Source organism: Micromonospora sp. CNZ285 (assembly GCF_004637285.1).
In genome coordinates this window covers 985360-998639 of sequence record NZ_SPQD01000001.1, presented here as the reverse complement: position 1 = coordinate 998639, position 13280 = coordinate 985360, and the positions used below count along the sequence as shown (strand labels likewise).

The following is a 13280-nucleotide window of genomic DNA, read 5'->3' as shown; positions in this document are numbered from 1 at the left end:
CCATTCCCCCATGCCCCGAGAGCATCTCACGTCCCTGCCCGGAACCCCTTGGCACGTATGGCGTTCCGCGTTGCTCCGGTCGGCCGGTTTTCCGGCCGACGGGATGAGCCGGTTCGCCGCTCCGGCGCTCGCGGAGGCGGCCGACCGGCACCTGCGCGGGGACGGCGACGCCGCGGAGTTCGCTGCCGCGTTCGACGCCGCCGCGGCCGACCTCGGGCAGGCGGTCCACGACATCGCCTGCGACGACGCCTTCCGCACGGCGCTGACCTGGCAGAACCCGGCGGTCCTGCTCGCCGTCGACGCGATCCGGCGCGACGGCCCGCACGCCCCGCGCAACCTGCGCCGGCGGCACCGGGAGGAGGTCGTCGCGAAGTACTGGCAGCGGTACTGCCTGAAGAACGACACGGTGGGCTTCTTCGGCCCGATCTGCTGGACCGAGCTGGGCGGCAGCGGTCCGATCGCGACGGTGCGTCCCGGTGCGGCGTTGACGCGTACCCGGAAGGTGTTCCTGGAGCGGTGGGGCCTGGACGCGCTCGCGGAGGCCTTCGCCCGCGTGCCCGGCGTGCGGGACTGGCTGCCGGTGCGGCTGGCCCCGCACCTGAGCCTGCGCGACCGCGTGCTGCGGCACCCGCACCATCCACCGCAGACGCTCCCGGCGGCGGCGGCCGCGCTGCTCGCGCTGGCGCGGCGCGGACCGCGCGTGACCGACCTGGTCGCCGCGCTGCTCGCGGACCCGGCGAGCGGCTTCCGCCGGGCCGCTGACGTGCACGCGCAGCTCGACGACCTGGCCGGGCGCGGCGTGCTGCGGATCGGCTTCGACCTGCCGGTCGACCTCACCGCCGAGGACGTGTTGCGCGAGCAGCTCGCCGCGATCGGCGACGACACGGTCCGCGAGCGGGTGCTCGGCGACCTGGCCACGGTGAGCGACCTGCGCGACGCGGTGGCCGCCGCCGACGGCCCGGACGCGCTGGCCGCGGCGATGGCCGCGCTGGACCGGCGGTTCGTGGAACTGACTGGTCGGGACGCGCGGCAGCAGCCCGGCGAGGTGTACGCGGGGCGCACGCTGTGCCATCTGGAGACGGTCCGCGACCTGGACGTCCGCTTCGGGGACGCGCTGCTGGCACGGCTCGCGCCGCTGGAACCGCTGCTGCTGTCGGCGCGGTGGCTGACGGCGGCGATCGGGCAGGCGTACGCCGACGCGCTGGCCGCCCTGTACCGCGACCTGGCGGCCGAGTCGGCCACCGCGGACGTGCCGGTGGCCGACCTGTGGTTCCTGGCGCAGGCGGTGGTGTTCGGGGCGGACCCGCCCGCCGCCGCCGTCACCGCCGAGTTCCTGGACCGGTGGGCGAAGGTGCTGGGCCTGGCCGACGCCGACGCGGACGCCCGGGAGCTGCGGTTCGACGCCGCCGCGCTGACCGAGCGGGTCGCCGCCGCGTTCCCCGCCGACGCGCCCGGCTGGGCCTCCGCCCGCATCCACAGCCCGGACGTGCACGTGTGCGCCCCCGACGAGGCGGCCCTGCTGCGCGGGGACTTCTCGGTCGTGCTCGGCGAGCTGCACGTGGCCCTGGCCGCGTTCGACACGCACTTCTTCGCGTACGGGCACCCGGACCCGCAGCGGCTGCGCGACGGGATGCGCGCCGACCTGCCCGGCGGCCGGGTCCGGCTGCTGCCGCCGGTGGACTGGCCCCGGCACACCGCCCGGATCGCGGAGTGGCTGCACGGGCCCGCCGACGCCCAGCTCGGGTTCGTCGACGCGCCCGGCGCCGACCCGGACCGCCTCGTGCCGATCACCACCCTGACCGTGCGGCCGGACGACGACGGCACGCTGACCGCGCACGCCGACGACGGGCGGCGGTGGCCGCTGCTGGAGGTGTTCGCGCCGCTGTTCGACCACCAGGTGTTCGACACGTGGAAGCTGGCCGGCAACGCCGGGCGCACGCCGCGCGTCACAGTCGACGACCTGGTGCTGGTCCGCGAGACGTGGCGCACCACTGTGGGCGAGACCGGCCTGCACACGGTCAAGGGCGAGCGGGAACGCTACCTCGCGGTACGGCGCTGGCGGCTCGCGCTCGGCCTGCCCGAGCGGATCTTCGTGCGGGTCGACACCGAACTCAAACCCAGCTACGTGGACCTGACCAGCGGCGTCTACACCCGGCTGCTGTGCACGCTGCTGCGCGGCGCGCACGCCAAGGGCGGCGACGGCGTCGGACTCACCGTCACCGAGCTGCTGCCCGGCCCGGACGACGCCTGGCTGACCGACGGGGCCGGCCGGGCGTACGCCTCGGAACTGCGGCTACAGATCGTCGACCCGGCGCAGGTGCGGTAGCCACTCGGTGGCGTCCGCCGGCGCGTCGGGGGTCTCGGTGTCGAACAGGCGCAGCCGGCGTACGCCGTAGGCGCCGAGCGCCACCACGGCCAGGGCCAGCCCGGACACCACGAACGCGAACCCGAGTCCCCGGCCGGGGCCGGTGCCGATCAGCGCGCCGACGCTGCCGGCCAGCGCGCCGCCGGGGGCGAACATCGGTTCCAGCAGCGACCCGCTCAGCGGCACCAGCACGGCGAAGCCCAGCGGCAGCGTCGCCCAGGTCAGCGTCTGGATGATCGCCAGCACCCGGCCGTGGAACCGCTGCGGCACCTTCACCTGGATGATCGACAGGTAGATGCCGTTGTGCAGGCCCAGGCCCAGCCCCACGCCGAAGCTGCCGAGCGCCACCAGCAGCAGGCTCGGGCGGACGCCGCTGAGCACCAGGCTGACCGCCACGCCGAACGCGATGGCGATCAGCGCGGACATCCGGCGGCGGGTCGGGCCGCCCCACACCGCGATGGCGAGCCCGCCGAGGACGGCGCCGAGCGCCTCGGCGAACGCCACGGTGCCGACCTGGCCCATCGTGCCGAACGCGAGCACCATCGGCGGCACCAGCAGCAGGCTCGCCAGGCACAGGTTGTAGAGCGAGAAGAAGCCCAGCATGGCCCGGAAGCCCGGCTCGGCCCACGTCATCCGCGCGCCGCCGATCAGCTCGGCCAGGAACGGCTCCTTGCGCCGCCGGCCGAGCAGGTCGGGGAACCGCACCGCGGCCAGCACACCGATCGCCACCACGTAGCTGACGATGTCGATGACCAGGACGCCGGCCAGGCCGATCGCGGCGAGCAGGCCCGCCGCCAGCAGCGGCACCGCGAGCGAGCTGAGCCCGACCGCGAGCTGCGCGATGCCGTTGGCGTGCCCCAGATAGCGTTTCGGCACCACCTGCGGGATCGCGGCCAGGTAGGTGATGCGTTGGAACACCGACGCCGCGCCGAGCACGCACACGAGCGTGTAGACGGCCGCCAGCCCCAGCCGGTCGGTCCAGAGCAGCAGCGCCAGCAGCGCCTCCGCTGTCACCGCCGTCGCGCACGCCGCCAGCAGCACCCGGCGCCTGTCGAACCGGTCCGCCACGGCGCCGGCGACCGGCAGCGTCAGCAGCGCCGGCAGGTACGCGATCACCCCGGACAGGCCGAACCACAGCATCGAGCCGGTCTCCAGGTAGACCCAGACCGGCACCGCCCACTGGGTCAGCGCCGAGCCGGTCGACGAGATGAGCTGGCTCGCGGTGATCGCCAGGAACCGGCGTACGCCCGGTTGCACGCCGGTCTCGGCGGTGACCGGATCGGTGCTGGTGGCCGCCAGTGCCCAGCCGTCACCGGCGAGCCGTCGCGGCGCGGCGGACGGCTCGGCGAGCCGAGGATGGGTACGGGTCAGCACCTCGGCGAGCGCCTCGGCCCGCTGCTTGACGAAGTAGTGCCCAGCCTCGTCCAGCACCACGAGCGCGGTGGACTCGCCGAGGAAGCTCCACTCGCGGTACCGCTCCTCGTAGTACTCGGTGAGTACGTCGTGGGTGCCGACGACAGAGATCACCGGTGCGGGCACCCGGACCGGTTCGCCGTCCAGCCATTCGGTGAACCGCTCCTGCGCCTCGGCGGCCTCCCGGCGTACGTGGTGCACGAACCGGTCGACCTGCGCCTGGTCCAGGTCGGCCAACTCCGCGCCGATCGAGCGCAGGAACGTCTCGTACCGCCGGTCCGCGCCCCGCGAGTCGGCCCAGTCGACGAGCCGGCCGAGCATGTTGTCCGGCCGGGCGGTCGGGAACACGCCACCGGCGTAGATCGCCTCGATCGGGCGTCCCCGCTCGTGCAGCCGCCGGGCGATGCCGGTCAGCAGCGCGCCGCCGACGCAGTGGCCGTACAGGACCAGCGGGCCGTCCACCCGCTCCTGGATCTCTGTCACGCACCGCTCGACCAGCTCGTCGAAGGGCAGCTCGCTGTCGCGGACGCCGACGTCGTGGCCGGGAATCGCCACGGAGAACAGCGTGTGCCCGGCCGGCAGCGCGTCCGCGAGCGGCTGGTAGATGCTGGCGAGCCCGCCGCCGTACGGCACGCACACGTACGAGCGCACCCGCTGGTCCGCCGGGACCGGCCGGGTCAGCTCGTACAGCAGCGGACGCTGCCGCTCCCCGTCCGCCGGGGCGTCGATCAGCGCGGCCAGCCCCTGCACCGTCGGGTGCGCGAACACGTCCATCACGCCGACGTCGACCTGCCCGTACGCCTCGCGCAGCAGCGCCAGCATCCGGATCGCCAGCAGCGAGTGCCCGCCCAGCTCGAAGAAGTCGTCGTCCAGGCCGACCTCGGGCACGCCGAGGACGTCGCGCCAGGTGGCGGCCACCGTCTGCTCGACCGGGGTCACCGGCGGACGGCGCTGCGCGGGGGCGACGCCGGACGAGGGTGCAGGCAGCGCGGCGGTGTCGAGTTTGCCGTTGGCGGACAGCGGCAGCGCGTCGAGCGTGACGAACGCCGACGGCACCATGTACTCGGGCAGCCGCCGCTTCAGCGCCGCCCGCAGCTCCGCCGGGTCCGGGGCCTCCCCCGTCAGGTACGCCACGAGGCGCTGCTCGGCGGGCGTGGCGCCGCGCACGACGACGGCGGCGGAGCCGACGCCCGGCTGTTCGCGCAGCACCGCGGCGATCTCCCCCAGCTCGATCCGCAGGCCCCGCAGTTTCACCTGGTCGTCGATGCGGCCGAGGAACTCCAGCGTCCCGTCGGTACGCCAGCGGGCCAGGTCGCCGGTGGCGTACAGCCGGCCGCCGGGCTCGCCGAACGGGTCGGGGACGAACGAGGCGGCGGTGAGTCCGGGGCGGTTCAGGTAGCCGCGGGCCACCTGAACGCCGCCGAGGTGCAGCTGCCCGGCCACGCCGGCCGGGACCGGGCGCATCGCCTCGTCGAGCACGTAGGTGCGGACGTTGCGGATCGGCCCGCCGATCGGCACCCGGGTCACGCCGGCCAGCGCGTCGGGCGTGGCCGCCCAGGCGGTGACGTCGATCGCCGCCTCGGTGGGTCCGTACAGGTTGTGCAGCGTCGCGGACGGGATCGCGGCGACGGCGCGGCGGGCCAGGTCCGCGGGCAGTTCCTCGCCGCTGCACACGATCCGCCGCAGCGACCCGCAGCGGGCCGGGTCGGCCGGGCCGGCGGTGGACAGGAACGCGTCGAGCATCGACGGCACGAAGTGGACCGTGGTGATCCGCTCCCGTTCGATCACGTCCCGCAGGTACGCCGGGTCGCGGTGCCCGCCCGGCGCGGCCAGCACCAGCCGCGCGCCCACGAGCAGCGGCCAGAACACCTCCCACACCGACACGTCGAACCCGATCGGCGTCTTGTGCAGCACCGCGTCGTCCGGTCCGAGCGCGAAGGCGTCCTGCATCCAGTCGAGCCGGTTGACGATCGCGGCGTGCTCGTTTACCACGCCCTTCGGCCGTCCGGTGGAGCCCGACGTGTAGATCACGTACGCCGCGTTCCCCGGTCCGGCGGCAGTGCCGCCGGCGGTGCGCGGCCGGTCCGGTGCGGTCAGCGGCAGCACGGTGCCCGGGACGGTCAGCCCGTCCGGCAGCTCGTCGGCCAGCAGCACCCCGGCGCCGGCGTCGGCGAGCATGAAGGCCAGCCGCTGCGGCGGGTGGTCCGGGTCCAGCGGCAGGTACGCCGCGCCGGCCCGGTGGATGCCGAGCAGCCCGGCGATCAGGCGGCGGGAGCGGGGCTCGTGGATCGCGACGACCGACTCCGGTCCCACGCCGTGCGCGACCAGGCGCGACGCCACCTGCTCGGCGGCGTCGGACAGCTGCGCGTACGTCATCCGGGTGTCGCCGTCGACCAGCGCGACCGCGTCGGGCGTGCGCCGGGCCTGGGCGTCGAACAGCTCCGCGAGCGTGGTCCGGCGCACCGGGGCGGCGGTGGCGTTCCAGCCGGTCACGACCGCCGCGTGCTCGGCGTCCGGCATGACCGGCAGCGCGCTCACCCGGGTCCGGGGCGCCGCCACGGCGGCGGCGAACAGCAGCAGGTAGCGGTCCGCGAACGCCTCCATCGCGGCGCGCTCGAACAGCGCGGTGCGGTACTCCAGCCGCAGTTCGTCCCCGGCGATCTCCAGCGACATGTCGTCCACGGCGCCGCCGAACGCCTCGCCCCGACCGGTAGGCAGGTGGTGGAACGTGAGCTGGTAGAGCGGCGGCACACCCGGGTCGCGCCGTACCGCAAGCTCCTCGACGAGCTTCTGGAACGGCATGTCCTGGTGGTCCCAGGCGTCGAGCACGACCCGGCGGACCCGGCGGACCAGGGTCAGGAACGGTGGATCGCCCGACACGTCGACGCGCAGCACCAGCATGTTCATGAACATGCCGAGCAGCGGTTCCAGCTCGGCCCGGTCCCGGCCGGCCACCGGCATGCCGACCACCACGTCGTCGCTTCCGGACAGCCGGTGCAGCAGCGCCACGTAGGCGGCCAGCTGCACCATGAACGGGGTCGCGGCGGCCTGCTGGGACAGCTCCGGCAGCGCCGCCGTCACGGGCCCGGGCAGCGTGCGGCGGACGTCGGCGCCGTCGAACGTGAGCGTCGCCGGGCGCGGCCGGTCGGTGGTCAGCGCGTGCACGGCGGGCAGGCCGGTGAGCGCCTCCCGCCAGTGGTCGCGCAGCTCGTCCCACCGAGGGCCGTCGAGGCGGTCGCGTTCCCAGGCCGCGTAGTCGGCGTACTGGATCGGCAGTTCGGGCAGGTCCGGCGCGCGGCCCGCCACGGCGGCGGCGCACAGCTCGGTCAGCTCGGCGCGCAGGTGGAGCAGGGACGTGCCGTCGAGGACGACGTGGTGCCCGGCGAACAGCAGCCACCAGGTGTCCTGGTCGAGCCGCAGCAGCCGGGCCCGCCACAGCGGGGCCGCGTCCATCGGCAGGTCGAGGCGGGCGTACTCGGCGACGATCCGGGCGCGGGCGGCGTCCCGCTCCGGCTCGGGCAGCGCGGACAGGTCGGTGACCGGCAACTCCACCGGGACGGTGGGGTGGATGTCCTGGTAGAGCCGCCCGTCGTGCAGGCGCAGCGTGGTGCGCATGGCCTCGTGCCGGTCGGTGACCGCCCGCAGCGCGGCGAGCGCCTGCTCCGGCCCGGCGCCCGCCGGCAGGGTGACCGCGTCGGTCATCGTGAACAGCGGCTGCCCGGGGCTGAGCTGGGCGGTGAACCAGACCCGCTCCTGGGCGTACGAGGCGGGAACGGTGTAGACGTCGTCCACCGGCGTGACGTCGTGGCGTGACTCGGTCATCCCGGCCGTCCCGGCCTGCGCAGGCGCGGGATGGGCGCTTCGGCAGGTGCGGAGGCGGACGGGGCGGCGCGCAGCGACTCGATCCGGGCGGCCATCGCCGCGACGGTGGGCGCGTCGAACAGCACCCGCATGGACAGCCGGGCGCCCACCGCCTGCCGGATCCGCAGCACCAGCTGCGCTGCCACGAGCGAGGTGCCGCCGAGCCGGAAGAAGTCGTCGTGCGGGCCGACCTCGGCCACGCCCAGCACGTCACGCCAGATCCGGGCGACGGTGGCGGTGAGGTCGCCGTCGGCGGCGGTCACCGTCGAGGCGGTGGCCGCCGTGGTCGCCGCGAGCCGCCGCTCGTGCCCGGCGACCGCCTCCACCGTGTAGGCGCCGACCGCCACCGAGCCGGTCCGTCCCTCGGCGAGGACCCGGCAGGCCGCGCGCACCGCCGCGTCGGGGGCCAGCCCGTCGTGGTCGGGTACGCCCTCCTCCCGCCACGCGCCCCAGGCCACCGACAGCACCGGGGCCCGCCAGCCGTGCGGGCTGCGCGCGTACGCGTCGAGGAACGCGTTGGCGGCCGTGTCGTCGGCGCGGCCCAGGCCGCCGGCGAGCGCGGTCACCGAGGAGCTGAGCAGCACGAAGTCGAGCGGCATATCGCCGAAGACCGCGCGCAGCGCCAGCGCGCCGGTGACCTTCGGCAGCAGTTCGGCGGTCGCCTCGGCCGGCCGCGACCCGGCGGACAGCCCGGTGTCGGGCAGCCGCGCGGCGTGCACGATGCCGTCGAGTCCGCCGAGGTCGTCCTCGATGTCGGCGCGTACCGCCCGCAGCGCGTCCACGTCCGTCACGTCGGCGCGCACGTGGCGGACCTGCGCCCCGGCCCGTTCCAGCGCCTCGACCAGGTCCGGCCGGGCGGTCCGGCCGATCAGCACCAGCCGCGCGCCCCGGCGGGCCAGTTCGGCGGCGAACGCCCCGCCGATCCGGCCCAGTCCGCCGGTGATCAGATAGCGCCCGCCGTCGCGCAGTGCCGGCCCGGTACGCCGGCGCGCCGGCGCGGCGGCGAACCCGCGTGTCCAGCGGCGCCCGCCCAGCCGCAGCGCGACCGCCTCGGCCCGCTCGGCGCCGAGCAGTTCGTCCGCCAGCGCGTCCGCGTCCGGGTCGGCCGGGTCGGCGTCCACCCAGTGGCAGCGCAGTCCCCGACGTTCCAGCGGCACCGAGCGCACCACCCCGGCTACTGTGGCGTGTTCCGGGCGCAGCAGGTCGGCGCCGGTCACGTCGGCCGTCCCGGCGGTCACCACGTCCAGCGCCACGTCGGCGGCCGGCAGTGCCTCCAGCAGGGTCAGCAGCGCGAGGTACCCGTGTTCCTGGGCCACCGCCACGGCGTCGGCGTCCGGGCCGGCCGGGTCGCCGTCGAGCGCCCACGCGTGCACGATCCGGGCGGCCCGGCCGTCGTCGGCGCACTCGTCGAGCAGGCGCTGGTGGTCGGCGACGCTGGCCGGGCGCAGCCGGTAGCCGTCCGGGTGGACCGCGAAGGCCGGTCCGGGGCGGACCACTGTGACGTCCGCGCCGCGCTCGCGCAGCCGGGCCGCGAGCGCCGTGCCGCGCTCACCGGCGGCGAACAGCAGCAGCGGGCCGGGCGCCTCGACGGGCGCGGCGTCGGGCAGTTGGCGCCAGACCGGCACCTCGACCACGCCGTCGTCGTACCGCTCGTCGGTGGCCGGTTCGGCGGGAGCGGCCACCGGGTCCGGGTCGATCCAGTACCGGGCCCGCTGGTACGGGTAGCCGGGCAGCGGCACCCGGCGCGGCGTGCCGGAGGCGGGCAGCCGCACCGGCGCCCCGGCCGTCCACAGCCGGCCCGCCGCCTCGTACGCGGTCTGCCTGTCGGTCAGCCGCTCCCCCGGCGCGGGCAGCGTGCGCAGCGGCGCCCGGGCCCCCGCCGGCAGGCTGAGCCGGGCCAGACCGGCGAGCTGCCGGCCGGGGCCGCACTCCAGCAGCAGCCAGTCGTCGGCGGCGCCGGTCGCGGCGAGCGCGGCCACTGTGGCGCCGAACCGCACCGGCCGGCACAGCTGGTCGGCCCAGTACGCCGGGTCGGTGATCTGCTCGTCGGTGAACGGCGCGGCGGTCGCGGCCGAGAACACCGCCAGGTCCGGCGCCCGGCGCGGCACCGCCGCCACGAGCGCCGCGAACTCGTCACGCACCGCCGCCAGCAGCGGCACGTGCATCGCGTACGGCGAGCGCAGCGGCGTGCAGCCGATGCCGCGTTCGCGCAGGAGGACCTCGGCGGCGGCGACCGGTTCCGGCGCGCCGCCCACCACGCAGGTGTGCGGGCCGTTGCTGATCGCCACCGCGACACCGTCGGGCAGCAGCGGCGCGATCTCGTCGGCGCCGCGCTGCACGGCGAGCATCCGGCCCTCCGGCGCGGCCTGCACGAGGCGGCCCCGGGCGGCGGCGAGCCGCAGCGCGTCCGGCAGGTCGAACACCCCGGCCACTGTCGCGGCGACCAGTTCGCCGACGGAGTGGCCGATCATCGCGGCGGGCGTGACGCCCCAGTGCCGCCACAGCGCCGCGAGCGCATACTCGACGGCGAACAGCGCGGGCTGCGCCACCGCCGGTCCGGCCAGCCGTTCGTCCGCGCCGGGTCCGGCGTCGAAGATCATCTCGTTCGCGTCCCAGCCGAGGATCGCGGCGCACTCGTCCACGGCGGCGGCGAACACCGGCTCGGTCGCGGCCAGATACGCGCCCATGCCGGGGTGCTGCGCGCCCTGGCCGGGCAGGAGCAGGCCCACCCGGGGCGGCGTCGCGGCGTCACCGGCGGCCCGGCGCTTCGGGTCGGTGAGCGCCGCCGCGGCCCGGGCCCGGTCCACAGCGACGACGGCGGCCCGGTACCGGTAGGCCGGCCGGCCCTCCCGCAGCGTGTACGCCACGTCGCGCAGTCCCACATCGGGCGCGCCGGTGAGCCGCTCGGCCAGCCGGGCACAGGCAGCGGCCAGCGCGTCGGGGGTCGCGGCGGACACCTGGAGCAGCTCGCCGCCGCCGTGATCCGGCTCCGGGGGTACGCGCGGCGGCGCCTCCTGGAGCACCAGGTGCGCGTTGGTGCCGCCGAGGCCGAGCGAGCTGACGCCGGCCCGCAGCGGCCGCTGGTCCTCGGGCTCCCACTTGGTCAGCGTGGACACCACGTAGAACGGGCTCGCCTCGATGTCGATGTCCGGGTGCGGCCGGTCGTGGTTGACGGTGGGCGGGATGAGCCGGTGCCGCATCGACAGCACGGTCTTGATCAGGCCGATCACGCCGCCGGCCGCGCTGAGGTGACCGATGTTGGCCTTCGTGGAGCCGACGCCGCACCAGCCCCGCTCGGCGGTGCGCCGCCCGTACGCCGTGCTCAGCGCCGCCAGCTCGATCGAGTCGCCGAGGACGGTGCCGGTGCCGTGCGCCTCGACGTAGCCGACCGAGCGCGGGGCGACACCGGCCACGGCGAGCGCCTGCGTGACCACCTCCACCTGCCCGGTGACGCTCGGCGCGGTGAAGCTCGCCTTGGCCGACCCGTCGTTGTTCACCGCGTTGCCGATGATCAACGCCCGGATGTCGTCGCCGTCGGCGAGCGCGTCGGAGAGCCGCTTGAGCACGACCACGCCGACGCCGCTGCCGTAGACGGTGCCGTCGGCGTCCGCGTCGAACGGGCGGCAGTGCCCGTCGGCGGAGGTGTAGCCCTCGTCGGCGACGTACCCGACGCCGTGCGGCAGTTCCACGCACACGCCGCCGGCGAGCGCCGTGTCGCACTCGCCGCTGCGCAGCGCCTCGGCGGCCAGGTGCACCGCGACGAGCGACGACGAGCAGGCGGTCTGCACCGTCATCGCCGGGCCGCGCAGGCCGAGCCGGAACGCGACGGTGCTGGCCAGGTAGTCCGGCTTGTTGCCGAGCGACACGCGCAGCTCACCCGCGTCCGCGAGCGCTCGCGGGTTCCGCCGGACGTTCAGCCACTGGTACAGGTCGGCGTTGCCGCCCGCATACACGCCGATCTCGCCGTCGTAGCGGGCCGGGTCGCAGCCCGCGTCGGTGAGCGCGGCGTGCGCGTGTTCCAGGAACAGCCGCTGCTGCGGGTCGGTCAGCTCCGCGTCGCGGGCGCTCAGCCCGAACAGCTCCGCGTCGAACCGGTCCACGCCGTCGAGCACGGCGGCCACCGGCACGTACGCCGGGTCGTCGAGCTGCTCCGCGGTGACGCCCCGGGCCAGCAGCTCCGCGCGGGTGAACCGGGTGAGCGACTCCGCGCCGACGACGAGGTTGCGCCAGAACTCCTCCGCCGACGCCGCCCCCGGCACGCGCAGGCTGAGCCCGACGATCGCGATCGGCTCCACTGTCTCGTTCACGCCATGACCTCCGGCTCGGCCGAATCGCTGATGTGCAGGCGCAGTTCGCTGACGTAGCGGCGGCCCGCGCGGTCGGGCAGCCACGCCTGCCCGAGCGCGGGCAGCAGCTCCGACACGGTCACCGCCACGTCGTCGCCGCCGGCCCGCCGGGCGGCGCGCAGCAGCAGGCAGAGCCGGTTGGCGTAGAGCGGGCTGGTCAGGTCCACGTAGGTGGGCTTGAGTTCGGTGGCCACCCGGACGAAGACCCGCTCCGGCAGGCCCAGCGCGGCCCGCCACCGGCGTACCGCGAGGTAGCGCCGCGCCTGGTCGACGGCGTCGGCCAGGCCGGTCGCCCCGACGGTGGTGCGCCAGGTCTCCCGCGCCAGCACCAGCCGGTCGACGGTCACCCGAGGGGTGTGCGGGCGGTCGGTCATCAGCTTGAACGCGTCGCCCGCGTGCACCGCGATCAGGTCGGAGAACACCTCGACCAGCGGCCAGCGCGTGCCGTCCGGGCCAGTCGCCACCAGGACGCCGTCCACCTCGGACACGATCGCCGCGTTCGCCGGCACGAGCCGGTCGCGCGGCGCGCCGGGCGCGTCGGCGAACGCGAGCCGGTGGTCGTCCGGCCCGTGCAGGGACGCGGACAGCCGACCGCCCACGCGGGGGAAGTCGACCGGGTAGAGCGGGCGCAGCCGTCCCGGGCCCAGGTCGGCCGCGTACGCGCGCCGCAGCCGGTCCAGGTCGGGGTGGCAGTGCGTGAACAGCTCGGCGTTGAACGTGGCGTACGCGGCGTGCAGCTCGCCGAGCACCGCCCCGAACTCGCCGGCGGCCAGCGCCTGCGGTGACTCGGCAAACAGTTGCAGGTCGGGGCTGTGCACCCGGCCCGCGCTCCAGCCGGGGCGCGTCGCCGGGAACCGGTCGGCCAGCAGGGGCGCCAGCTCGGCCGCGCCGAACTCCACCCGGGACGTCCCGGCGGGCAGCCCGGCCAGTCCGAGCACCCGCTCCCAGCGGGCGGCGAACTCGGCCGCGACCCGGTCCACCGGCCGGTCACCCGGCCCGAACAGCGGCCCCTGCGCGACGAACCACAGGTCACCGAGCCGGACCGGCCCGTCGCCGCTCAGGTCGTCGTACAGGTCACGCAGCGCGTCGCCGTACGCCGTGGCCAGTTCGGCGGTGAGCCAGCGCGCCGCCCGCAGCGGCAGGTCCAGCGCCGGGGCCAGGGAGTCGAGCAGGCCGCCGCCGACGGTGAGGTCCACGTCGCGTGCGGTCTCCTCGTGGCACAGCGCCCGCCCCGCGTAGTTCTGCCCGGCCCGGCGGCGCGGCGGCAGCCCGGTGAGCGCGGTGAACTCGGCGTC

Annotated in this window: 4 protein-coding genes (1 of these 4 running past the window's edge); 1 reads left to right on the top strand and 3 read right to left on the bottom strand. The window is 76.0% G+C overall.

The window, feature by feature from the left end:
- Positions 1 to 10: 10 nt before the first annotated feature.
- Entirely contained in the window at positions 11 to 2326 is a 2316-nt protein-coding gene (locus CLT75_RS04480) for a lantibiotic dehydratase (RefSeq protein ID WP_135239611.1), read from the top strand.
- On the opposite strand, the gene CLT75_RS04475 is transcribed toward CLT75_RS04480, so the two are convergent.
- The 3 genes in view from CLT75_RS04475 to CLT75_RS04465 are tightly spaced (each overlapping or abutting the next) and all read right to left on the bottom strand, a layout consistent with a single transcriptional unit that may run on beyond the window.
- On the bottom strand, positions 2294 to 7600 hold the full coding sequence (locus tag CLT75_RS04475) for a non-ribosomal peptide synthetase/MFS transporter (RefSeq protein ID WP_135239610.1): 5307 nt from the start codon (positions 7598 to 7600) through the stop codon (positions 2294 to 2296). The two genes, CLT75_RS04480 and CLT75_RS04475, sit on opposite strands and share 33 nt — an antisense overlap.
- A complete protein-coding gene (locus CLT75_RS04470; RefSeq protein WP_135239609.1) occupies positions 7597 to 11946 on the bottom strand; it encodes a type I polyketide synthase in 4350 nt (1449 codons plus the stop codon). The genes CLT75_RS04475 and CLT75_RS04470 overlap by 4 nt, the downstream gene beginning before the upstream one ends.
- Positions 11943 to 13280, bottom strand: the 3' portion of a protein-coding gene (locus CLT75_RS04465; protein ID WP_135239608.1) for a lantibiotic dehydratase. It continues 978 nt past the right edge of the window; the window shows 1338 of its 2316 coding nt (coding positions 979–2316); its start codon lies beyond the right edge, outside the window — the gene reads right to left on this strand; it ends in the stop codon at positions 11943 to 11945. Before CLT75_RS04465 ends, CLT75_RS04470 begins: the two co-directional genes overlap by 4 nt.

Bases quoted from the DNA above. Each gene is read 5' to 3' on its own strand.
- CLT75_RS04475 (WP_135239610.1), bottom strand. From the start codon at position 7,600: ATGACCGAGTCACGCCACGACGTCACGCCGGTGGACGACGTCTACACC.
- CLT75_RS04480 (WP_135239611.1), top strand. From the start codon at position 11: ATGCCCCGAGAGCATCTCACGTCCCTGCCCGGAACCCCTTGGCACGTA.